23 protein-coding genes, 1 pseudogene and 1 riboswitch are annotated in these 21,402 nt (G+C 40.1%); of the genes and pseudogenes, 13 read left to right on the top strand and 11 right to left on the bottom strand.

What is annotated here, in order from left to right:
• Positions 1–40: 40 nt before the first annotated feature.
• Positions 41–829: an alpha/beta hydrolase gene (locus QFZ72_RS07595; RefSeq protein WP_307431430.1), complete on the bottom strand. Its 789-nt coding sequence runs from the start codon at positions 827–829 to the stop codon at positions 41–43.
• 94 nt (positions 830–923) lie between these two features.
• Here QFZ72_RS07595 and QFZ72_RS07590 point away from each other — a divergent pair, with 94 nt between their 5' ends.
• The 3 genes from QFZ72_RS07590 (at position 924) to QFZ72_RS07580 (ending at position 3,452) form a co-directional block, all read left to right on the top strand.
• On the top strand, positions 924–1,445 hold the full coding sequence (locus QFZ72_RS07590; RefSeq protein WP_307431428.1) for a gamma carbonic anhydrase: 522 nt from the start codon (positions 924–926) through the stop codon (positions 1,443–1,445).
• Positions 1,446–1,694: 249 nt separating this feature from the next.
• Positions 1,695–2,249 carry a phosphatase PAP2 family protein gene (locus QFZ72_RS07585; protein WP_307431425.1) on the top strand — a complete coding sequence of 185 codons (555 nt, stop codon included), beginning with the start codon at positions 1,695–1,697 and terminating at the stop codon, positions 2,247–2,249.
• Between the two features lie 60 nt (positions 2,250–2,309).
• Positions 2,310–3,452, top strand: a complete 1,143-nt coding sequence (locus QFZ72_RS07580; RefSeq protein ID WP_307431423.1) for a glycosyltransferase family 4 protein — start codon at positions 2,310–2,312, stop codon at positions 3,450–3,452.
• A gap of 110 nt (positions 3,453–3,562) precedes the next feature.
• Here the strand turns inward: QFZ72_RS07580 and asnB are convergent.
• Positions 3,563–5,453, bottom strand: a pseudogene (gene asnB / locus QFZ72_RS07570) (asparagine synthase (glutamine-hydrolyzing)).
• A gap of 143 nt (positions 5,454–5,596) precedes the next feature.
• Positions 5,597–6,799 carry a methionine adenosyltransferase gene (metK, locus tag QFZ72_RS07565; protein ID WP_252201949.1) on the bottom strand — a complete coding sequence of 401 codons (1,203 nt, stop codon included), beginning with the start codon at positions 6,797–6,799 and terminating at the stop codon, positions 5,597–5,599.
• 186 nt (positions 6,800–6,985) lie between these two features.
• Positions 6,986–7,119, bottom strand: a riboswitch (SAM riboswitch).
• A 311-nt stretch (positions 7,120–7,430) separates the two neighbouring features.
• Here metK and pckA point away from each other — a divergent pair.
• The 4 genes from pckA (at position 7,431) to QFZ72_RS07545 (ending at position 11,337) form a co-directional block, all read left to right on the top strand.
• On the top strand, positions 7,431–9,020 hold the full coding sequence (gene pckA / locus QFZ72_RS07560) for a phosphoenolpyruvate carboxykinase (ATP) (protein WP_307431415.1): 1,590 nt from the start codon (positions 7,431–7,433) through the stop codon (positions 9,018–9,020).
• 363 nt (positions 9,021–9,383) lie between these two features.
• The gene (locus tag QFZ72_RS07555) at positions 9,384–9,647 is read left to right on the top strand and encodes a CD3324 family protein (RefSeq protein ID WP_307431412.1); all 264 of its coding nucleotides are present in this window, start codon (positions 9,384–9,386) and stop codon (positions 9,645–9,647) included.
• Positions 9,648–9,879: 232 nt separating this feature from the next.
• Positions 9,880–10,521, top strand: a complete 642-nt coding sequence (locus QFZ72_RS07550) for a FusB/FusC family EF-G-binding protein (RefSeq protein WP_307431409.1) — start codon at positions 9,880–9,882, stop codon at positions 10,519–10,521.
• A gap of 42 nt (positions 10,522–10,563) precedes the next feature.
• Positions 10,564–11,337, top strand: coding sequence for an arylamine N-acetyltransferase family protein (locus tag QFZ72_RS07545; RefSeq protein ID WP_307431407.1), 774 nt, complete (start codon positions 10,564–10,566; stop codon positions 11,335–11,337).
• A gap of 43 nt (positions 11,338–11,380) precedes the next feature.
• On the opposite strand, the gene QFZ72_RS07540 is transcribed toward QFZ72_RS07545, so the two are convergent.
• Positions 11,381–11,623: a DUF2584 domain-containing protein gene (locus QFZ72_RS07540; protein WP_223437431.1), complete on the bottom strand. Its 243-nt coding sequence runs from the start codon at positions 11,621–11,623 to the stop codon at positions 11,381–11,383.
• A 62-nt stretch (positions 11,624–11,685) separates the two neighbouring features.
• Positions 11,686–12,468 (bottom strand): alpha/beta hydrolase family protein, encoded by a 783-nt coding sequence (locus QFZ72_RS07535; protein ID WP_307431404.1) that lies wholly within the window; start codon positions 12,466–12,468, stop codon positions 11,686–11,688.
• Positions 12,469–12,602: 134 nt separating this feature from the next.
• On the opposite strand from QFZ72_RS07535, the gene QFZ72_RS07530 reads away from it, so the two are divergent.
• The 4 genes from QFZ72_RS07530 (at position 12,603) to QFZ72_RS07515 (ending at position 16,352) form a co-directional block, all read left to right on the top strand.
• Positions 12,603–13,589, top strand: a complete 987-nt coding sequence (locus QFZ72_RS07530) for an ABC transporter substrate-binding protein (RefSeq protein ID WP_307431401.1) — start codon at positions 12,603–12,605, stop codon at positions 13,587–13,589.
• A gap of 12 nt (positions 13,590–13,601) precedes the next feature.
• Complete coding sequence (locus tag QFZ72_RS07525; protein WP_307431399.1) at positions 13,602–14,375, top strand: ABC transporter ATP-binding protein; 774 nt, start codon at positions 13,602–13,604, stop codon at positions 14,373–14,375.
• Positions 14,362–15,168 carry an ABC transporter permease gene (locus QFZ72_RS07520; protein WP_307439644.1) on the top strand — a complete coding sequence of 269 codons (807 nt, stop codon included), beginning with the start codon at positions 14,362–14,364 and terminating at the stop codon, positions 15,166–15,168. The genes QFZ72_RS07525 and QFZ72_RS07520 overlap by 14 nt, the downstream gene beginning before the upstream one ends.
• A gap of 215 nt (positions 15,169–15,383) precedes the next feature.
• Positions 15,384–16,352, top strand: a complete 969-nt coding sequence (locus tag QFZ72_RS07515; RefSeq protein ID WP_307431395.1) for a S8 family peptidase — start codon at positions 15,384–15,386, stop codon at positions 16,350–16,352.
• Between the two features lie 38 nt (positions 16,353–16,390).
• Here QFZ72_RS07515 and QFZ72_RS07510 read toward each other — a convergent pair whose 3' ends face one another.
• From QFZ72_RS07510 to QFZ72_RS07485, 6 genes are all read right to left on the bottom strand, one after another.
• On the bottom strand, positions 16,391–16,942 hold the full coding sequence (locus tag QFZ72_RS07510) for a hypothetical protein (RefSeq protein WP_307431392.1): 552 nt from the start codon (positions 16,940–16,942) through the stop codon (positions 16,391–16,393).
• 104 nt (positions 16,943–17,046) lie between these two features.
• The gene (gene ytkD, locus QFZ72_RS07505; protein WP_307431389.1) at positions 17,047–17,520 is read right to left on the bottom strand and encodes an RNA deprotection pyrophosphohydrolase; all 474 of its coding nucleotides are present in this window, start codon (positions 17,518–17,520) and stop codon (positions 17,047–17,049) included.
• Positions 17,521–17,585: 65 nt separating this feature from the next.
• Positions 17,586–17,918, bottom strand: coding sequence for a hydrolase (locus tag QFZ72_RS07500; RefSeq protein ID WP_223437444.1), 333 nt, complete (start codon positions 17,916–17,918; stop codon positions 17,586–17,588).
• 69 nt (positions 17,919–17,987) lie between these two features.
• Complete coding sequence (locus QFZ72_RS07495) at positions 17,988–18,392, bottom strand: phage holin family protein (protein WP_307431383.1); 405 nt, start codon at positions 18,390–18,392, stop codon at positions 17,988–17,990.
• A 162-nt stretch (positions 18,393–18,554) separates the two neighbouring features.
• Positions 18,555–18,722: a hypothetical protein gene (locus QFZ72_RS07490; protein ID WP_307431380.1), complete on the bottom strand. Its 168-nt coding sequence runs from the start codon at positions 18,720–18,722 to the stop codon at positions 18,555–18,557.
• A 323-nt stretch (positions 18,723–19,045) separates the two neighbouring features.
• Positions 19,046–19,486: a Dps family protein gene (locus tag QFZ72_RS07485; protein ID WP_307431375.1), complete on the bottom strand. Its 441-nt coding sequence runs from the start codon at positions 19,484–19,486 to the stop codon at positions 19,046–19,048.
• Positions 19,487–19,594: 108 nt separating this feature from the next.
• Here QFZ72_RS07485 and ytzI point away from each other — a divergent pair, with 108 nt between their 5' ends.
• A complete protein-coding gene (gene ytzI, locus QFZ72_RS07480; protein ID WP_252201962.1) occupies positions 19,595–19,762 on the top strand; it encodes a YtzI protein in 168 nt (55 codons plus the stop codon).
• A 273-nt stretch (positions 19,763–20,035) separates the two neighbouring features.
• On the top strand, positions 20,036–21,388 hold the full coding sequence (locus QFZ72_RS07475) for a S8 family serine peptidase (RefSeq protein ID WP_307431370.1): 1,353 nt from the start codon (positions 20,036–20,038) through the stop codon (positions 21,386–21,388).
• Positions 21,389–21,402 lie beyond the last annotated feature (14 nt).

Genomic DNA, 21,402 nt, shown 5'->3' with positions numbered 1-21,402 from the left:
ATGCTGTGGAATTGCCGTCAATAAGATCACCTCTTTATAATCAGCTCTCTAAATGCGCATCGACAAACGTTTGAGCGTAATTGAATACTTGATCCCGCTCAGGCTCATTAAAGATTTCATGATAGAAGCCTTTCCACTCTTTAAAAGCCTTTTCTGACAAAGCAGCGCGGTTGAACCAAGTTTTAACAGCAGAGCTGTCGACAACTTTATCATCTCCACCCTGCATGACAAGCAGCGGCAAATCAGGAAATTTCTTCACGTTTATATGCGCCTGCTCAATTGCTTTAATTAATTCACGATACCATCTTATCGACACTTTTGTCACATAAAGTGTATCATTCTCATCTGCATCTCTCACTTCTTTGTTTCTTGTAGCTATGCTGACAGATAAGCCGGAATCCACTCTCAAGGCAGGTGCAATGATATTTAACGGCTTAGAAATCAGCTCCATTGCTTTACTTGGCTTATACACGAGCCCAAGACATGGAGAAGATAAAATAACACCGTTAATATGCTGGTGCTTTTCCTGCATTGCCCGAATAACAATCAGGCCGCCCATGCTATGGCCTAAAAGGAAAAGCGGCAGACCAAGCTTACGGGCTTCGTCCACCCATACATTAAATTCGATAATATACTCATCAAATGATAAGATATGCCCGCGCCTTCTTGTCGATGTACCCTGCCCCGGCAGATCCCCCATAATGACATGGTACCCGGAGCACTTCCACATTTCAACGAGCCAGCGGTAACGTCCGTGATGCTCTGCTGCACCATGGACAATCACAATAACACCCTTAGGATTAGAATCTTCACATTCCCATTTCCACATGATCTTGTTCACACCTTTCTTTTAAGAAAATAAGTTTTAGTTTGCTATAATAACGATGCATACATCTTACCTATATAAAGGAGACCTGAAACTTATGATATACCCTTATAAAGAAAGCTTTCCGCAAATTTCAAATTCGGCATTCATCGCAAACTCCGCTGTGGTTACCGGTGACGTCATAATAGGTGATGAATCAAGCATTTGGTTTCATACGGTGATAAGAGGCGATGTTTCGCCGACAATTATAGGCAGCAGGGTCAATATACAGGATCAGTGCTGCCTCCATCAAAGCCCTGATGCGCCTCTAATTATTGAAGATGAGGTGACTGTCGGCCATCAGGTTATTTTACATAGTTCGATCATTAGAAAGCAATCATTGATCGGGATGGGTTCCATTATACTCGATGGGGCCGAAATAGGCGAAGGTGCTTTCATTGGAGCCGGCAGCTTAGTCCCTCAGGGAAAAAAGATCCCCCCAAATACACTTGCATTCGGCAGGCCTGCAAAAGTAGTCCGCGAATTAAATGAGGAAGATCGAAAAGACATGGAACGCATTCGCCGCGAGTATGTTGAAAAAGGCCAATATTATAAAAAGATCCAGGAAAACCAAGAATAAAATTTTCTCTCTCTTCATATAAGTTAACACCGGGAAAAGGGTGTTTTTATCTTGCTGACTTTCCGTGAAATTGCTCTCATCTGCGGTTTCACGGATTTTTTTTACCTTTCTTCGGCTGCAGATTCACCACATGATTTCCCGCTTCATTTTGTAAATTATTTACTTGTAAATTTTACATTCCCTTATTATTTGCTAAATATTTTTGTTTTACAATGTGGTTAAACAGTGTTGAAAAGGAGCATCCGATTGATGACCAAACTTATGGAAAACATGTACGATTTCGAATGCAGATTGTTCCGCAGTGTAAACCGTCATTTCGACCGGAAATTTATGAACTGCTTTTTCAGAAGCATTACACATGCAGGCGGAGCCACCTTCACGATTTCAATTTGCCTTCTGCTTATTCTAATGACAGGCGGCGAAACACGTATGGCGGCAATCGCAAGTGCCGCAGCCTTACTCATCAGCCATCTGCCGGTAGCATTTGTCAAAAAACGCTATCCGAGAAAACGCCCTTATCTTGCTTTATTGGAAACAAAGGTTACGGCTAATCCGTTAGAAGATCATTCTTTTCCATCAGGACACACAACAGCCATTTTTTCAGTCATTATTCCATTTATATTAATCCTTCCACAGACAGCCATCCTGCTTCTTCCGCTCGGAATCAGCATCGGGGTGTCTAGAATGTATCTCGGCCTGCACTATCCCTCTGATGTATTGGCGGGATGTTTACTCGGCACTACCGCAGGTATGACTTGTTTTCTTCTTATAAATAAATATTTCGGAGCTTCTCTAATTCTCTAATTTCCGTTTCTGAACTTGAAATAAACTCAGGCTGCTGTAACTGATTTATGGAGGGATAAGATGAAAATTGCGATATTCACAGACACATTTGCACCGGATGTAAATGGTGTTGCGAGAACGTTAAAACGTCTTACCGATTATTTAGAAAGCAAAGGCCATGAATATAAAGTTTTTGCCCCCGAAAGCACAAAAGAATCTCTTTTTTCAAGTCATATTCACAGGTTTGCGAGCTCTTCTTTTTATTTATATCCAGAGTGCAGACTTGCCTGGCCGAACATGCTGCAAGTAAAGTCAGAGCTCATCAGATTTAAGCCTGATATTATTCATGTGGCCACTCCTTTTAACATTGGTCTATGCGGACTGCATTATGCCAAAAAATTAAATATCCCTATAGTCGGTTCTTATCATACTGACTTTGATCAATATTTACAGTTTTATGATCTGCACTTATTCTCAAAGCTCTTGTGGAAATATATGCTTTGGTTCCACAGGCCTTTACAGAAAATCTTTGTCCCTTCCGAAGAAACAAAACAGCAGGTTCTAAATCAGGGATTTGAAAATGTTCATATCTGGTCAAGAGGCGTAGACTGCCAATTGTTCCATCCCAACTATTTGCGTAAAGAAATCATCCAGGAATATCAAATAAAAGAAAAATTCATTTTATCTTATGTCGGCAGACTCGCCCCGGAAAAAGATGTTCAGACATTAATGAAGATCTCTCATCAGTTACCTGAACACTTAAGAAGCAAAGTGCACTTTTTAATTGTGGGAGACGGACCTTCTAAAGAAGAAATGATGAAAGAATCACCGGATAATATGACCTTTGCAGGCTATGCAAGCGGTGAAAAGCTTGCGAAAATATATTCAGGTTCAGATCTCTTCTTATTTCCCTCACCGACTGAAACCTTTGGAAACGTTGTTCTTGAATCACTTGCTGCCGGAACTCCTGTTATAGGGGCAAATTCCGGCGGGGTTAAAAATATTATTCAGCAGGGAAAAACCGGCTATTTATGTGAAACGGGATCGGCTGCCGAGTTTATAAGTGCCATTGACACCCTTTTGCAAAATGATGCCTTGAGGTATCAAATGGGAATGAGTGCCCGTGCTTATGCCCTCAGCCAAACTTGGGACAGCATTTTTGAAGGTTTACTGAATGCCTACAGCGAGGTACTGGATCAGCGTGAATTCATACGTTATGCATAAAATAACCGCCCCATTCATGCAAGTAATACAACAAGACTTAAACAATTTTGCAAGTAAAAAAAGCTTGCAAAGATGCCTCTGCAAGCTGCCTCTTCGCGCAAGAGGCTTTTTTAAGTTGCGGCCAACTGCGCAGCATCATCAAAATGGTAGACATTTTCGATAAACACTTGGTGCCAAATCATAAACGTTAAGACGGTCCATATCTTTCTGCTGTGATCTGCCTCTCCCATACAATGCTGATCTAATAATAGTGCAGCATACGATTTATTAATGAGATCTCCCGTCCCGCTCTCCCATATGATCGCTTTTGCCCAATCATACATCTCATTTTTCAGCCAATTCCGTATCGGAACAGGGAAACCCAGTTTTTTTCGATTTAGAACGTGCGGCGGTACAAGATCCCTGACAGCCTGGCGAAGCAGATATTTTGTTTCGCCGTGTTTGATTTTTAACTCATGCGGAATGGTTGAAGCAATTTTAAAAACTTCTTTATCCAGAAATGGCACCCTTAGTTCCAATGAATGCGCCATCGTCATTTTATCTGCTTTCACAAGAATATCCCCTTTGAGCCAGGTCATCACGTCAATATATTGCATTTTTGAGATGCTGTCTAAATGACTGACATCTTCATAAAGGGCTCCCTGTTACATCTGTTGGATCAAAATGAACGTCTGCAGAAAGCAATTCATGTTTTTCGGCAGTTGAAAAGATGTTGGCATTTCCAATATACCGATCTTCTAAAAGGGTTGTCCCCCTCTCAATAAAGCTTTTCCCTTTCATTCCTTCAGGAAAAACAGCAGCCAGCTGTTTTAATCTTTGCTTAAAGCTTTGAGGAAGATGACCAAAGACAGATAGATCTTGAGGTTCTTTGTAAATGTTATAGCCTGCAAAAAGCTCATCTGCTCCTTCCCCCGATAAAACGACTTTCACCTGCTGGCTTGCCTCACGTGCAATAAAATAAAGAGGAATAGAAGCCGGATCTGCCACCGGATCATCCATATGCCAAATGATTTTTGGAAGCTCCTTCATAAATTCCTTATGGTCAACGATATAGGAAAAATTCTCAACACCAAGCGCAATCGCTGTTTCTTTTGCTACATCGATTTCGCTGTAGTCCTCTTGCATAAAGCCGACAGAAAAGGTTTTAAGTGAAGGATGAAATTGCTTAGCAATGGATGCAATAATACTTGAATCCACTCCCCCTGACAGAAAAGATCCAACAGGCACATCGCTTCGCATATGGACTTTGACCGAATCAATTAAAGCCTCCTGAATTTTTTCTTTGAGCCTGGTTTCGTCAGCTGGACGCACAGGCGCAAGTTTCGGTTTCCAGTACCTTGTAAGCTCTAGTGCCTCTCCCGTTTTTTTTGTAAAGAAATAGCCTGGAGGAACTTTCTTAATATGCTCCTGCATCGTGCCCGGATCAGGTACATATTGAAAAGAGAGATAGTGCTCAAAGGATTCTTCATTAATAAGGGGGTTTGGAAGATAATCCGTTAAGCTCTTAAGCTCCGAAGCAAAAAGATTTATTTCCCCGTTTTCTATGTAATATAAAGGCTTTATTCCAAAGTGATCTCTTGCACCGAATAAAAAGTGTTCCTGTCTGTCCCAAATCAGAAATGAAAACATTCCTCTTAAAAGTTGAATCGTTTCCTGGCCATAAATGCAAAAAAGCGCAACGATCACTTCTGTATCCGTATCCGTTTTCAACTTATACCCATGGGAAAAAATGATTTCTCTGAGCTCAATATAGTTATAAATTTCACCGTTAAACACAATGTAATAGCGGTCATCAGTTCCATAAGCCATAGGCTGGTGTCCGCTTTTAACATCTATAATGCTTAACCGCTGAAAGGCCAGAAGAACCTGCTCATCTTGATAAAATCCGCTGTCATCAGGACCTCTGTGTTCTATTTTTCTGCTGGCCTTCTCAATGAATGTATTGAATAAAAGATCTCCTGCTTGTTTACGATAATCAATAATTCCAACAAATCCGCACATCCTATTCGCCTCCAAAATTGTCTTTCCACTTATAAAACGAAGACTAGGAAGAGATTGTTGCATATTTTTACAAAATAAAACAAAAATTCGACAAAAAAAGGATGAGAACTGCGTACAGCAGTATTCTCATCCTTTTTTACTTATTATCGGTTTAATGCCTGCTCTTTAAGAGCTTCTGCTTTATCTGTTCTTTCCCATGGAAGGTCAAGATCATTACGGCCAAAGTGTCCGTACGCAGCTGTTTGTTTGTAAATTGGACGGCGAAGATTCAGCATATTGATGATTCCTGCCGGACGAAGGTCAAAGTTAGCACGAACAACATCAACTAACACATCTTCCTTCACTTTCCCTGTTTCAAATGTATCGATCGCGATTGATACCGGCTGAGCCACACCAATTGCGTATGCAAGCTGAACTTCACATTTATCAGCAAGGCCAGCTGCTACAATGTTCTTAGCTACATAGCGTGCTGCATAAGCTGCAGATCGGTCAACTTTTGTTGGATCTTTACCAGAGAATGCACCGCCTCCGTGACGAGCATACCCACCGTAAGTATCAACGATGATTTTACGGCCTGTTAAGCCTGCATCGCCCTGCGGTCCGCCGATTACGAAACGGCCAGTCGGGTTGATGAAGTATTTTGTATCTTCATCAATTAATTCTTTCGGTACTACCGGGTTAATAACATGCTCTTTTACGTTGCGCTGAATTTGCTCCAATGAAATTTCAGGGTGATGCTGAGTTGAAATAACAATTGTATCAATGCGAACAGGCTTGTCATTTTCATCATACTCAACTGTTACTTGAGTTTTTCCGTCAGGACGAAGGTACGGAAGAATTTCTTCTTTGCGGACTTCCGTTAAACGGCGTGCAAGTTTGTGGGCAAGTGAGATCGGCAGAGGCATTAATTCTTTCGTTTCGTTATTGGCAAAACCAAACATTAATCCTTGGTCACCTGCACCAATAGCTTCAATCTGCTCATCTGTCATTTTTCCTTCACGTGCTTCAAGCGCCTGATCAACACCCATCGCGATATCTGCTGACTGCTCATCAATTGAAGTAAGTACTGCACATGTTTCTGCATCAAAACCATATTTTGCACGAGTGTAGCCAATTTCTTTAACCGTTTCGCGAACGATTTTTGGAATGTCTACATAAGTAGAAGTTGTAATTTCACCAGCAACCAGAACAAGACCTGTTGTAACAGATGTTTCACAAGCTACACGGGCATTTGCATCTTTTTCTAGGATTGCATCTAAAATCGAGTCAGAAATCTGGTCACAAATTTTATCAGGATGACCTTCAGTTACAGACTCTGAAGTAAACAGACGACGTTGTTTAGTCATTAAAGTTTTCCTCCTCAAAAGGTTAGATGATACGGAACTCATTCCCTTTCATATTTTGACCATTCGGCAAAATATTTCAGTTGGCATGTTTTAGGAGAATCCACGAGTACTTTCAGGCAAAATATATTTGAAATAAAAAATCCTTTCCCGCGAGGAAAGGTTATTTACTAAAATCGTAGCCTTTCGCTCTTATCGATCAAGGGCTTTCGCCTTGCATCAGGTTAGCACCTTTGCTCGCAAAAATTCACGAATGAATTTTCAAGATAAAGCAGGTTGCTGGGTTTCATTGGGCCTGTCCCTCCACCAGCTCGGGATAAGAGAATCCGTTCAAGGACATATAATATCGTATATTTCCTTCAGGTGTCAACAAAAAATAACAAGGTTTTCGCATAAGATTTTTTTGGTCCCTTTATATATGTTTCCACAAAATGCCGAAATAAAAACACTTCCTATTATATATGTATCATTTTCATCAAAAACGTTTCTTAAACAGTTCCATTTCATCAATTTGTACGTAGAATAAGTTAAATAGTATAGACTATTTATTTTAATGTGTTATACTAATCGAGAAGAGTCACTTAACATATAGTTGAAAATAATAATAGAAATATAGGTAAAGGATGGGTATGGGATGAATTCAATCGAAATTACAAATGAGCTTGATGTTTTACTTAAAGGGGAAAATGCATTTCATAACTTATCAGTTCCCGTTCTTGTAGAGAAAGTATTAGAGCGCAATGAAGGTACATTAACTTCAACAGGAGCAGTCCGTGCAACAACTGGTACTTACACAGGACGTTCACCTAAAGATAAATTTATTGTAAAAGAAAATTCAACAAATGACAAAATTGAGTGGGGTGCTGTTAATCAGCCTTTCTCTGAAACGGCATTTGAAAAATTGTACTTAAAAGTTCTTTCATACTTAAAAGACCGCAATGAGCTCTTTGTTTTCAAAGGCTTTGCCGGAGCTGACGCAAAATACCGCCTTCCGATTCAGGTTGTAAATGAATTTGCCTGGCATAACCTTTTTGCACAGCAATTATTTATTCAGCCAGAGCGCGCGGATGAGCTGATTCAGCATGATAATCCATTCACGATCGTGTCCGCACCAAACTTTAAAGCAGATCCGTCAGTAGATGGAACAAATTCTGAAACTTTTATCATCATTTCTTTTGAGAAAAGAACGATCCTAATCGGAGGAACGGAATATGCAGGAGAAATGAAAAAATCCATTTTCTCTGTCATGAACTATTTGCTTCCTGAAAGCGGTATCCTGCCGATGCACTGCTCTGCAAATGTTGGTCAGGAAGGCGATGTTGCCCTTTTCTTCGGTCTGTCAGGAACAGGAAAAACAACCCTGTCTGCTGATCCTAACCGCAAATTAATCGGCGATGATGAGCACGGATGGTCAAATGCCGGTGTTTTTAATATCGAAGGAGGCTGTTATGCCAAGTGCATCAACCTCTCACGTGAAAAAGAACCTCAAATTTTTGATGCGATAAGATTCGGGTCAGTGCTTGAAAATGTAGTACTTGATGATGACACAAGAATTGCTGACTATGATGATACCTTCTTTACTGAAAATACAAGAGCGGCCTATCCCCTTGAAGCAATGGATAACATTGTGAAGCCTAGTATTGCAGGCCACCCGCATACGATTGTCTTTTTAACTGCTGATGCATTTGGAGTTCTTCCTCCTATCAGCAAATTAACAAAAGAACAGGCCATGTACCACTTCTTAAGCGGCTACACAAGCAAGCTTGCCGGAACAGAGCGAGGCATTACATCACCTCAGGCTACATTCTCTACGTGCTTTGGCTCGCCTTTCCTGCCGCTTCCTGCTACTGTTTATGCAGAGATGCTCGGGCGGAAAATTGATGAGCATCAGGCAAATGTATTCTTAGTCAACACAGGCTGGACTGGAGGAGAATACGGAACCGGCAAGCGCATGAAACTGAAATATACCCGTTCAATGGTTCTATCCGCTCTTGAAGGCGAATTAGACAACGTGGAAACTGTTACAGATGAAAACTTCGGACTGAAAATTCCAATTCACGTGCCTGGTGTACCGGATGAAGTTCTGCAGCCAGTTAAAACTTGGGACAGCATAAATGCGTATAATGAAAAAGCAAAAGAGCTTGCAGATAAGTTCAAACAAAATTTCAAAAAGTTCAATCATGTTTCAGAAGAGATTGAAACTCTTGGCGGACCAACAGTATAAGCAATCCAAAAGCTATGCCACACACTCTGGCATAGCTTTTTTGATGTATCGCAGCTGGCTTGATAAATGGAAAAGAACTCAGACTGAATTTGGTCGGGAACGTTTTTCCTTTTTTGAGCTAGATCCATATGATAAAATTGTATAAAAAAGTAAATCAATCATTTCTTTTAAGGGGGTGATCTTTTTTGGCGAATTCAGTCCGTTTGCCAGATTCTGCATCGTCTCATGCAAAGCCCGGCAGTAAAAAGGCGATACTTTGCATGGGGCGGACACTTATTTAAATCGCCCGCATCAGCGTTTGCCTTTTCAAGTCCTGTGGCTTTGCACCTTATTTTTATAATCACAAATAAGGGGCTGGCAGAAATGAAATATGTGAACGCAAACGCTATTTTACCTGAAGAACTAATTGCAGAAATTCAGCAGTACATTCAGGGAGAGACCATCTACATCCCGAAACCGGAAACAGCGCACTATAAGTGGGGCACCCGGTCCGGTGGAAGAAAGGTACTCGATGACAGGAACCGTTCGATTAAGCGCAGATTTAAAAGCGGCAAAAAAATTCAGGAACTAGCTGAAGAATATTATCTTTCAGCCGAAACAATCAAAAAGATTGTCTATACAAAATAAAAGCAAACAGCACTGATGATCCAAAAGATGATCAGTGTTTTTTAGAGATAAGCAAATATAAATCTTTGATTATTGATGTTTAACTCCATTGCCAAACTCCTCGGCCAGAACAAATCCGCTTTTCTTATGCAGAGTTTGATTCCTATTCATTCTAACCATATAAAAAATATAACTGTTCTTTTATTATAGAATTAAACCTTTTACTAATACGGCCTGAATGGAGGATCTTGAAATGGAACCATTTATAAGAAGCGACCAATATAACTATATAAAAGCGCAGACGCAACTGCTTGTGAATGGATATGGAACGGTTAATGACCCAAACGTGTTAAAGGCCTTAAAATCGCTTGCACAGGAAAGGACGTTCATGTTATTCGACGAAATTGGACCTGAAGAGAATGATCTGCTCTCACCCATAAATGATGTTAAAGACAAATCTGATGCGGATGTCTTTCTATCTCAATTAAAGCCTTTTGTTATTCCATTTAAAAAAGTAAACGAGCAAATAATAAAAAAGCTGTTTCCAAAAGCTAAGAAAATAAAGGCTCCTTCTTCATTAGAAGAACTGGATTTCACTGAAATTTCTTACTTGAGCTGGCATGATAAAGGATCAGGGAAACAATATATAATAGCCCCTCAAACCAATAAGCTCATAGGCTTGCAGGGGACGTTCGGCAGCATCAATCAAAAGGGCATCTGCACGATTTGCAACCGGTTTGAAGAAGTTGGTATGTTTACTGCAGAAATTAAAGGAAACGAACCTGGAACTTTCATTAAACGCGGCAATTATATTTGCCAGGACCCTCATACGTGCAATGAGAATATCACTTCATTGACGAAGTTAAATGATTTTCTGGCCTGGATGAAAAAATAGCTTTTGTAACCAAGGTGATCGTAATGGATGGGGGAAAGAAGAATGAATGAACTCAATGGATTATTCCGAAAACGAATCGGCTTTCCTGAATACGCAAAAATCACTTTTCAAGATTTGGACGAAGTTCTTGAAAAAACGGCGAAAGCCATTCCATTTGAAAACTTGTGCATCATAGATAACAAGACTTTAGAGATCAGCAAAGAGAACTTAATTTCTAAAATGCTGATCATGAAACAAGGCGGTCTTTGTTATGAGCTGAATCCCCTTTTCTATTTTTTCCTGATGGAAAACGATTTTCCTGCCAAATTGGTCCAAGGGATTGTTTATGATCATACTGCAAAAGACTGGAGCAGAACCGGCAATACCCACGCAGCCATCCTCCTTATGGAAAATGATCAAACCTATCTAATAGATACTGGGTTTGGAGGAAATCTGCCGCTTAAACCCGTTCCTTTGAATGGTAAACTCATTTCCTCTGAGAACGGGCAATTCAGAATTACGAAGACTCCTGATCTACAAAAGGATTACTGCCTGGAAATGAAGCTGAAATATAAAGATAAGGAATGGAAAAAAGGATATGCTTTTGATTCTGAAAGCATTTATATGACTGAACTGAATGAAATTCAAGAAATCATCCGTGATTCAGCGGAATCACCTTTTAATAAAAATCGCTTGCTAACCAGATTCACTGAAAATGGAAACATCACATTGACTGACACTTCCTTTACACAGTCTGTGAATGGTGAAGTGAAGAAAGAATCAATAGACAAAGTTAATTTTGAATCACTTGCTGAGAAATATTTTAACATGAAGTAAAACGCAAAAAAGCTGCCCGCCGGCAGCTTTTTTCGTATGAATGTTAATTTGTAGATTTCAGCGCAATCAGCTGGTAAGTCAAAATGGTTTTAGAATCAGAGAGCTCAAGTTTTTTAATCAGAGCCTGTCCGCTTACTTCCCCTTCTTTTGTTTTTCTGACTTCAACGGGAATCTCCAGCGGATAAATGCGATAGCCCTCTTTTTCGAGAGAAAAAAGATTCTCTTCTAATCGGTTTTCTCTCCCTTTTGTCACGATCATCGTGTTCAATTCTAAAGGCATACCCATCTTAATCACTCCTTTTTCATATAACGTTATTTTAACATATCCATTTAGCCCGATTCCTGATTTTATTGCTTTTTCATCCAAGAAGTCAGCTCTCTTACTACTTTTCGGTTAACTGCAGGAGGAAAATAATGCGTATATTCCTCAAAATACATCGTATCTGCTCTTTTTCCAAGTTCACCAAGTCTTTTTTCAAGCAGATAAGCATGTTCGACTGAAACGTTTTGATCATGAGCACCATGAATAATAAGAATTGGAGCCTTTAATGCCTCCAGGTCATACAGCGGAGTTCTCCACTTATATCTTTCAGGATATTTTGCAGGAGTCCCCCCTATCACCCGCTTCATCATTCTCCGCAAATCTTCCCGTTCCTCGTATGTAAGGACCATATCAGAAACACCGCCCCATGTAACTAATGAACGAACGTCCTGATCTAAAATTCCTGCAAAAAGCGCCATCACTCCTCCTCTTGAAAATCCGAAGACATGGATTCGTTCCTTATCAACTTTAGGGTGGTTTTTTAAAAGCGTCAGAGCATGCAGCGCATCGTACCTGTCATCTCCTGCGAAGTCTTCATTCCCTTCTCCGCCCTGATTCCCCCGGTAAAACGGAGCCATCACAACAAAGCCTTCTGAAGCAAATTGCACAATCCGTCCGGCTCTTACCTTGCCTACATTTTTAATCCCGCCTCTTAAATAAAGAAAACCATCATACTTTCCTTCTTCAGCCGGCTCAGCAAGGAGTCCCTTTACCTTAAGCCCTTCGGAAAAATAGGTAACGAGCTGCAGTCTGATTTTAGGATTAGGCGACGGCAGCAGCTGACTCTCGATTATTGAACCATTTTCCATTTCCTTGCACCTCACAAAATCGTTTATGGGCAATCACACATTTTTTTCGCAATCATACATTATTTTAGGCGTTACAAAACTGGATACTCATTTTAATATTTTTTGATGGTGTCTGTCACCAAGGAGGATTTCATATGAAAAAAAGTCTCATCGGCTTTGCGGTACTTGCTCTTCTTATCTTTACACTAAGTGCGTGCAATCAAAACAAGCCGGAAAAAATCAGGTTGGCTGAGGTTACTCATTCCATTTTTTATGCTCCTTTATATGCAGCAATGTCTGAAGGTTTTTTTGAAGAAGAAGGCCTAGATGTTGAGCTGACAACGACATGGGGCGGAGATAAAACAATGACAGCTCTTCTCTCAGACGGGACTGATATTGCACTTGTTGGCTCAGAAACATCGATTTACGTTTCTGCTCAAGGCTCTAAAGATCCGGTTATCAATTTTGCCCAGCTAACACAAACGGATGGAACGTTCCTTGTCTCAAGAGAAAAAATCGAGAATTTCAGCTGGGATCAGCTTAAAGGCAGTACTTTCCTTGGTCAGCGCAAAGGCGGAATGCCGCAGATGGTTGGAGAATTTGTATTAAAGCAGCAGGGAATTGATCCGCAGAATGATTTAAATCTGATTCAAAATATTGATTTTGCTAATATTCCAAGTGCATTTGCTTCAGGAACCGGTGATTTCGTTCAGCTGTTTGAGCCTACAGCAAGCATTTTTGAAAAAGAAGGCATAGGCCACATTGTGGCATCATTCGGAAGTGAATCCGGTAAAGTTCCTTACACAACATTTATGGCAAAAGAAAGCTTTTTAAAAGAGGATTCAGAAGCTGCAGAAAAATTTACAAAAGCTATTTATAAAGCACAGCAATGGGTTGAAGAAAACAGCGCTGAAACCATTGCAAAAGCCATTGCCCCGCAATTTAAAGATACAGACCTTGAGATTATCACAACTGTAATTGAACGCTATAAAGAGCAGGGATCTTTTGCGACTGATCCAATCCTTGATGAGGCGGAATGGACCAATCTTCAAAACATCATGGAAGAAGCGAACGAATTGCCGGAACGTATCGAACACGAGAATCTGGTTAATACGAAGTTCGCAGAAGACGCTGCAAAGTAAGGAGGTTTCAGCATGTCTTTCTTGACGATCCAGCATATCCACCATATGTATTTTACAAAAGAATCAGCAACCCTTGCATTAGAGGATATTGATTTACAAATAGAGGAAGGAGAATTCATCTCCTTTCTTGGCCCGAGCGGATGCGGCAAAACTACCCTGCTGTCCATAATCGCGGGTCTGATTTCACCAACAAAAGGAAGCATTTTAATGGAAGATAGATCAGTCAAAAAAGACTCCTCTGCCATTGGATATATGCTGCAGCAGGATTACCTTTTCCCATGGAAAACGATTGAAGAAAACATTCTGCTCGGCCTGAAAATTGGAGGTAACCTTTCAGCAAAAGCGAAAGAGAAAAGCCTTTCTCTTTTAAAAGATATGGGACTTGAGAATGTCGAGAAGAAATACCCCCGGCAGCTCTCGGGCGGCATGAGGCAGCGTGCAGCTCTGGTCAGAACGCTCTCTACAAACCCTAAGCTTCTTATGCTTGATGAACCTTTTTCAGCGCTTGATTATCAAACAAAGCTAAAGCTCGAAGACCTCGTCTGGAGCACATTGAAGGATTTCAGGAAAACAGCTCTGCTTGTCACACATGATATTGGCGAAGCCATCGCTATGAGTGACCGCATCTTTCTTCTTTCCTCTAAACCAGGCAGAATCGCTCAAATCTTTCACGTGCCAGAAGAATTAAAGAACCTGACACCATTTACCGCGAGACAGCATCCCTCCTTTACAGATCTTTTTCAGCACATTTGGAAGGAGCTGGATCAGCTTGATGGAAAAGATTGAATTAAACAGATTGCATCAATCTTATTTAAAAGGCTTGAAAAAAGAGAAAAACTGGGTAAGGTTTTATCAAATTCTTATCTTTATCGCTTTTTTCTCACTATGGGAATTAGCTGGCAAGAGAGGGTGGATTGACCCGCTGCTGTTCAGTTATCCTTCTAAAATATGGAGCTTGTTTTTGGAAAAGGCAGCCGATGGATCGCTCTTATCAAATTTGAGCGTCACCTTATTTGAAACCGTTCTTGGGTTTATAATCGGCACCCTGTCCGGCACTGTGCTTGCAGCTGTTCTCTGGTGGTCAAAGCGGCTGTCAAATATTCTTGATCCATACTTGGTCATTTTAAATGCCATGCCAAAGGTTGCGCTCGGACCTATATTAATCGTTGCACTTGGACCGGGTTATTTCTCTATTATTGCGATGGGCGCCATCATCTCTATCATTATAACAGCAATCGTAGTTTATACGGCATTCAGAGAAATTGATTCTAACTACCTAAAGGTGCTTCAGACATTCGGCGCTTCAAAATGGCAGATGTTTAAAGAAGCCGTACTGCCCGCATCATTTCCTACGATTATTTCAACCTTGAAAGTCAATGTAGGACTCTCATGGGTTGGTGTCATAGTCGGAGAATTCCTGGTATCTGCAAAAGGTTTGGGATACATGATTATTTATGGTTTTCAGGTCTTCAACTTCACTCTCGTTCTTCTCTCGCTTATCATTATCGCCTGCTTTGCAACCATTATGTACCAGGCCGTTGAACTGCTGGAGAGAAAACTGGTTAAGGATGATGAATAGCAAATACGGCCCTGAATGGGCCTTATTTTTGTTTTACTGCTGGATTATCAGTCTTAATAGATTCTGTGACATTTTCATTATTCGTACCCCTAGTCTATTTGGCATTTGCTAGAATTGAAGGAAAATGATAGAATTTAACAGAAAGTTCCGATTATTTTACCTCTGTCTCTGGCCTTAACATTTGTTTCTTAAAAAAATGATTAGGAGGGGTTGTAATGGAAAAGTCTATTAAATTAATCCCGTACAAAGTTGATAATCAGCTTGTAGAGGTACAGCAAATCCCGGAAGGCGTGGAATTAATTCAAGCCCCCGCATTATGGAGCAAAGGAAATAAAGGCAAAGATGTTTTGATCGCAGTAATTGACACAGGATGTGATGCTCAGCACCCGGATTTAGAGGGCAGAGTAATCGGCGGCCGCAACTTTACCGATGATGATAATGGAGATCCGGAAGTATTTACAGACTACAACGGCCATGGAACACATGTGTCCGGTACGATTGCTGCCGTAAATGCTGAATCAGGAGTTATTGGTGTAGCACCTGAAGCTAAGCTCCTTATTTTAAAAGCACTTGGCGGTGAAGAAGGTTCAGGTGCCTATGAGTGGATTATTAATGCCATTGAATATGCTATCGCAGAAAAGGCTGATATTATCTCGATGTCTCTCGGCGGACCAACAGACGTTCCTGAGCTTCATCAGGCCGTTCAGAAGGCTGTCCAAAATCAAATCCTTGTCGTATGTGCAGCTGGAAATGAAGGCGATGGGAACAGCAAAACATCTGAGTTTTCTTACCCTGGCTGCTACAATGAAGTCATTTCAGTCGGAGCAATCAGCCTTCAAAGAAAATCTTCTTACTTTACAAATTCCAATAATGAAATAGATGCCGTGGCACCAGGTGAGAAAATCATTTCTACCATCCCAGGCGGAAAATATGCCGTTTTCAGCGGAACATCGATGTCCGCACCGCACGTTTCAGGCGCTCTTGCATTAGTGAAACTGATGGCTGAGAGTGAATTCGAAAGAAAGCTTTCAGAGCCGGAAATCTATGCACAGCTGATGAAACGCACGATACCACTCGGCTTTCCAAAAAGTCTTGAAGGAAACGGCTTAATCTACTTGACGGCTCCAGACCTGCTGGCAGATTTTCTTAAAAAAGAAAATATTGCTTCATCGATTGGAGTATAAAGCTCATATAAAAAGGCTTTCGGTAATCGAAAGCCTTTTTATTTATCATTTATGCCTTTGTAAGGAACCCCATTCATTTTTGCAGCAGAATAAAAATTTGCATGATCACTGTTGAATCTTCTGTCTCGAAGAAAGACAAGCTCTTCTCCATCCTTAAATAACAGCTTCACCTGCCAGTTAACCGCCTCATCATCTGATTCTTCCGTGATAATTTCTTTAACGTCCTTCCATTCGTAGCTAGTTTCAGCAAAAGACCATGGTTTGCTGAATTTAATTTCATCATAAGTCACCACCTTATAGTGATCTGTACCAAGTCCAATCCCAATAACCCCAATAACAGTTAACGGCAATGCAGCTTTCCATAGTTTTTTCTGATTCAAATACATAAAAAAACTTGCAAGTGCGAAAATTCCAATTGATATTCCGTACATATACAGCACAAGCTTAGGCGTTTGGATTGTAGCTGTATTCATTGTGTGAAATAAAATGTTATGTATGGTATACGGAACAATCAGGATCACAAAAAAACTTGAGACTGCTAATACTAAAGAAATGGCCATCCAAATGTATCTTGGTTCACTGTGAGTCATTTTTTAATCCCCCTGCTTTCATCTCCTTCAATTAATATTACTATATTTTCCAATGGGACGTTTTATTTTTTAAACAAAAAAAATCCCGGCATCCAATACCGGAATCATACCAAATATTCAGCCAAGACTTTCTCAAGGCTCTTAACCAATACATCATCTTTCATAATAAAGCTGAACTTGCGATTCCTTCCGATATCCTCAGGCAGTGCTTCAAATAAGATTGGTCCTTTTGTCTCAAGATAGTCGGTTTGGGGGGTAATCTCGCCTATTTCTGCGTAATAGATGTTTTTAATGATGGTTTTTTCTTTTCCGAGCACCTTATACTGTCCTATATATCTTAGTTTTGATACGGTTGCTCCTGTTTCTTCTTTTACTTCTCTTAACGCAGCATCATCAGGACTTTCTGAGTTTTCGACCTTGCCGCCGGGAAATTCATATCCACGATCTCTATGAATCGTAAGCAGCCACTGATCCCCAAACCGGCAAATGACCCAAACATGCTTAGGTTCTTTTGAAAATGGATATTCTTCAAAAGACAGATGAACTTCATTGTGATAATAATCTTTAAATCGAAACATTTTCTATCCCTCAATTTCTATGTGTCCATAAAAATCTTATCACAATGAAAGAGTTTGTATAAGACCTATTGTTGTTCTTCAATCTTTTTTAAAATTCCCTGGGAACGAATATGATTCTTGGCTTCTTCGTCTCCAAGCTGATAAATCATTTCATAAATTTTATAATTCGTTTGATCAATTGCATCATTCTGCCTGTCATAATGATATTCTAAATACGGTACATGGGCTCTGAAGAAACCCTGCCAGTCAGATGAATACACCTGATCAAAATACTCTCTGAGCGATGTAATTTCTTCTTCTGTCGCTTCAATCTTATAATCCCACGGAGCTGACGTGCTCAGCTGTGATATTTCACCGTTCGCAACCGTTACATAATAAGTTTGCTTCGTATCTGACATTTCCTAAAAGCACCCCTTTACTTGTCCATTGTTTATTTTTTTCCTATTCATGAACAAATTATTCGGCACTCATTTTTTAAATAATTGCTCAATAAACTCTAAAATCCTAATTAAAAACTTCGGAACAGGCAGCTTCACATTATGAGCATTTCTTAAGATGCGGAGAGCTTCGAAAACAATATAGAAGCAGATCGTTCCATCACGCAGTATATAGTTCGTATTAAGCACCAAATCAATTAAATTTGCAACAGCCACGACTGAAATGATGATAACCTTTGCACCAAGCCTTGAAATCGAATTTCTAAGCAAATTTCCAGTATTGGTTAGAGCATCAGCCAGAATAAAGGTGACTAACTCAATGAACATTAACGAAAGCAGAATTAAAAAAATTTCATGAAGCTCGCCAACTATGAAGGTGAGCACGGAAAAATAAATGGATGTAAACATAAGCAAGCCCATTTCTGGACGAGGCATCTTCTTGCCTTCCTTTCAAAAATAATAGAATCCATATATCTTATGTTTTCTCTCCCTCTTTGCTCTAGCAAATACCCGCTAGTGAAAAAAATGTACTGAATGAGCCAGGGCAAAGCACATAAAAGACCGGTCCATTGTACACGGACCGGTCTTTTATGCCAGTTAAGCCTTTTTATCAATCTTATGTTCCAAGAGATGGATGATCTGGAAAGTCTGAACTTTTGTAAAATCCACCATCTTGACTGTCACATGTGCTGCCTGCGTGGCCATTTGGCTTTGCACCAAATTCATGCTTAATGTGTGCTGCAGCCGGCTGGCCTGACCAGCCATTATGAATTATTACCCTTCTCTCTATTTTATCATCGGCAGACGTAACGATAGAAATAACCTATATGGTTGATAGTGTCAATATGAAAAATAAAAGATCTATTCAAGTAATTATTAGTGAGAACTTTCTTAAAGAAGGGCATGGATAATCTACTATTTATGTTGGTATTCTATGACGCACCTTTTTTTAGGGTGAAGACGATTTTTCTGTTCCATTCTACAGCTTTGATGCACTTTTTCCTGGGCATAACGATTTTTTAAAGTATCTTCTAAGCGATTATTTTAATATTTATTCAACAATAAAAAAAGACTGCCCTGCGGCAGCCTCATTTTCCCAAGAATGATTTCAGCATCCAATTATGCTTTTCTAAACTTTGATGAATAGCAAGGAGCATGTCTCCTGTTGTTTCATCGCCGACCTCATCTGCAAGGTCCATACCTTCTTTCAGTTCATCGGCAACTTTTGAAAAATCATCATAGATCGTTTTCACCATTTGCTCTGCTGTTTCTTTGCCTTCTGCTTCGCTTACTGTGGATAGCTCAAGACATTCCTTTAGAGTCGCAACAGGCGCTCCATCAAGTGCTAATAGTCGTTCTGCAAGTTCATCAATATGAACATGCGCTTCATTGTACAGCTCTTCGAATTTTTCATGCAGTGTAAAGAAGTTTTGACCTTTTACAAACCAATGATAATTATGTAATTTCTCATATAAAACAGTCCAGTTAGCTACTTGTTTATTTACTGTTTGCACTAATTTTTCAGACATTTTCAATCTCCTCCTTATGTACTTATAAATTGCCCCTTTTAAGAAAAAATAAAACAGGTTACTGCCTGATTTCTGATACAATTATGGTATACAGGGGGAGATTATCACATGTTTTATATTTTTGCGATCTGCATTATTATTATTATTATTGTGCTGCTGCTCAGTGTTCTGACTACGTCAAAAGCTTATAAATACGAGCATAAGATTGATCCTCTTCACAAAGAAGAATACACACAGGAATCAGATTCTAAAAAACATAACAAGGAAAACGTCTGACATGATCAGGCGTTTTTTTTTTGAAATTTAAAAGAAATCATGAAAAAAGGACGATCATTTCGACAAAATGATTGAACATGCGTACTATTAAACAGCATCCTTTACAGTCTAAAAGTCACTATGGTTTACCAGATCCTTCAAAACGGATAGTAATCTTATATCAATATGTTTATTCAACAGCATCAATAGCAAGAAATATGACGAATAATATTCATTTCTCCCACATTCTTTATAATATAATGAAAATTAAGAAAACAAAGGGGGTTATAAATAATGACATTGAAGAAAGTTATTTTTTCAGGCATCTTGACCACGGCACTTTGTGCTTCTGCCGTATTTGCAGGGCCTGCACAAACAGGACAGGCTCAGGCACTTGAGAAGAAATACATAGTTATCTTCAAAAACGAGACTAATTTACCGTCCGGGTATAAAGACTTAGTAGAAGATGCTGGAGGAAAAATAAGCAGCACGCTTGAACATGTTGGTGCAGTAGAAGTTACTTCAGCAAATCCTGAATTCTTAAAAGAAGTTAAAAAATCCTCCCAGATCGCTGAAGCCGGCATTCAGAATAAGTTGTACCCTGAGACACCTGCAGTTGAAGCAGAATTAACGATCCAGGAAGCTGAAACTGCAAAAGCAGATCTGTATGAGACGCTTCAATGGGATATTAAGCAAGTTACAGAAAACGGCGCCTCATGGAAACTTCCAGGCGGTACTGGAAAAGCAGCTTCCGGCGAAGATATTGTAGTAGGCGTCATTGATACAGGGATTGATTATACTCACCCTGATTTAAAAGAAAACTACGCATATGGAAAATCTTTTGTTCCGGGTCTTACAGATCCTAAAGATGAAAACGGACATGGCACACACGTAGCCGGTTCGATTGCAGCAAAAGGAAGAACAATGGGTGTCGGGCCTGATTTAAAAGTAGCTGCATACCGTGTATTTGGACCAACAGGAGGAGCTGAAACGGCTCATATCGCTGAAGCCCTTATGGCGGCTGCCGATGATAATGTAGATGTAGTAAACATGTCCTTGGGCGGTTACGACTGGTACCAAAATCCTGAGTTCGCTACAAAAGATATCGTTGCTGATGTCCAGCTCTTTAATCGTGCAATAAAGTATGCCATTCAAAAAGGTGTAACAGTTGTAGGCTCTGCGGGCAACAACGCAGTAGATATCAGCAGTCCAGGCAAACTCTCTGGTGATGATAATGGAGCTACTCACAGAAGCCCGAGCAGCCAGAGCATGATTCGCGTTTCAGCTGGCGGAAAGCTTAAGAACTTGGCTTTCTACTCAAACTATGGCGTTGGGAAAATTGACGTGATTGCTCCAGGCGGCGATTTAGGGCCAAATTACAATCCAAGTACTGGGGCAGGCAGAGATAATACTTATCTATGTTTAGCCACTGTACCTGGAGGATACGGCTACAAAGCAGGTACATCAATGGCAGCTCCTAAAGCAGCTGCACTTGCAGGAGTTATCATCGCAAAGCATGGAAAAGATCAGCTCTCTCCGGCTCAAGTAAAGCAAATTGTTCAATCTTCTTCTATCGATTTATATAAAAATGGATATGATGGCGAAGCAGGACATGGATTAATCAATGCTGTAAATGCTCTTAAATAAGATAAAAACCAGCA

The organism is Bacillus sp. V2I10, assembly GCF_030817055.1.
In the GTDB taxonomy this organism is placed as follows: Bacteria; Bacillota; Bacilli; order Bacillales; family Bacillaceae; genus Bacillus_P.
The sequence above is the reverse complement of the archived record's forward strand: the minus strand, read 5'-3'. Positions and strand labels throughout refer to the sequence as shown.

Bases quoted from the DNA above. Each gene is read 5' to 3' on its own strand.
- QFZ72_RS07515 (WP_307431395.1), top strand. From the start codon at position 15,384: ATGGAAAAGTCTATTAAATTAATCCCGTACAAAGTTGATAATCAGCTT.
- QFZ72_RS07535 (WP_307431404.1), bottom strand. From the start codon at position 12,468: ATGGAAAATGGTTCAATAATCGAGAGTCAGCTGCTGCCGTCGCCTAAT.
- QFZ72_RS07550 (WP_307431409.1), top strand. From the start codon at position 9,880: ATGGAACCATTTATAAGAAGCGACCAATATAACTATATAAAAGCGCAG.
- QFZ72_RS07580 (WP_307431423.1), top strand. From the start codon at position 2,310: ATGAAAATTGCGATATTCACAGACACATTTGCACCGGATGTAAATGGT.
- QFZ72_RS07520 (WP_307439644.1), top strand. From the start codon at position 14,362: ATGGAAAAGATTGAATTAAACAGATTGCATCAATCTTATTTAAAAGGC.
- QFZ72_RS07485 (WP_307431375.1), bottom strand. From the start codon at position 19,486: ATGTCTGAAAAATTAGTGCAAACAGTAAATAAACAAGTAGCTAACTGG.
- ytkD (WP_307431389.1), bottom strand. From the start codon at position 17,520: ATGTTTCGATTTAAAGATTATTATCACAATGAAGTTCATCTGTCTTTT.
- QFZ72_RS07585 (WP_307431425.1), top strand. From the start codon at position 1,695: ATGACCAAACTTATGGAAAACATGTACGATTTCGAATGCAGATTGTTC.
- pckA (WP_307431415.1), top strand. From the start codon at position 7,431: ATGAATTCAATCGAAATTACAAATGAGCTTGATGTTTTACTTAAAGGG.
- QFZ72_RS07495 (WP_307431383.1), bottom strand. From the start codon at position 18,392: ATGCCTCGTCCAGAAATGGGCTTGCTTATGTTTACATCCATTTATTTT.
- ytzI (WP_252201962.1), top strand. From the start codon at position 19,595: ATGTTTTATATTTTTGCGATCTGCATTATTATTATTATTATTGTGCTG.
- QFZ72_RS07595 (WP_307431430.1), bottom strand. From the start codon at position 829: ATGTGGAAATGGGAATGTGAAGATTCTAATCCTAAGGGTGTTATTGTG.
- QFZ72_RS07475 (WP_307431370.1), top strand. From the start codon at position 20,036: ATGACATTGAAGAAAGTTATTTTTTCAGGCATCTTGACCACGGCACTT.
- QFZ72_RS07510 (WP_307431392.1), bottom strand. From the start codon at position 16,942: ATGACTCACAGTGAACCAAGATACATTTGGATGGCCATTTCTTTAGTA.
- QFZ72_RS07545 (WP_307431407.1), top strand. From the start codon at position 10,564: ATGAATGAACTCAATGGATTATTCCGAAAACGAATCGGCTTTCCTGAA.
- metK (WP_252201949.1), bottom strand. From the start codon at position 6,799: ATGACTAAACAACGTCGTCTGTTTACTTCAGAGTCTGTAACTGAAGGT.
- QFZ72_RS07590 (WP_307431428.1), top strand. From the start codon at position 924: ATGATATACCCTTATAAAGAAAGCTTTCCGCAAATTTCAAATTCGGCA.
- QFZ72_RS07555 (WP_307431412.1), top strand. From the start codon at position 9,384: ATGAAATATGTGAACGCAAACGCTATTTTACCTGAAGAACTAATTGCA.
- QFZ72_RS07490 (WP_307431380.1), bottom strand. From the start codon at position 18,722: ATGGCTGGTCAGGCCAGCCGGCTGCAGCACACATTAAGCATGAATTTG.
- QFZ72_RS07525 (WP_307431399.1), top strand. From the start codon at position 13,602: ATGTCTTTCTTGACGATCCAGCATATCCACCATATGTATTTTACAAAA.
- QFZ72_RS07500 (WP_223437444.1), bottom strand. From the start codon at position 17,918: ATGTCAGATACGAAGCAAACTTATTATGTAACGGTTGCGAACGGTGAA.
- QFZ72_RS07530 (WP_307431401.1), top strand. From the start codon at position 12,603: ATGAAAAAAAGTCTCATCGGCTTTGCGGTACTTGCTCTTCTTATCTTT.
- QFZ72_RS07540 (WP_223437431.1), bottom strand. From the start codon at position 11,623: ATGGGTATGCCTTTAGAATTGAACACGATGATCGTGACAAAAGGGAGA.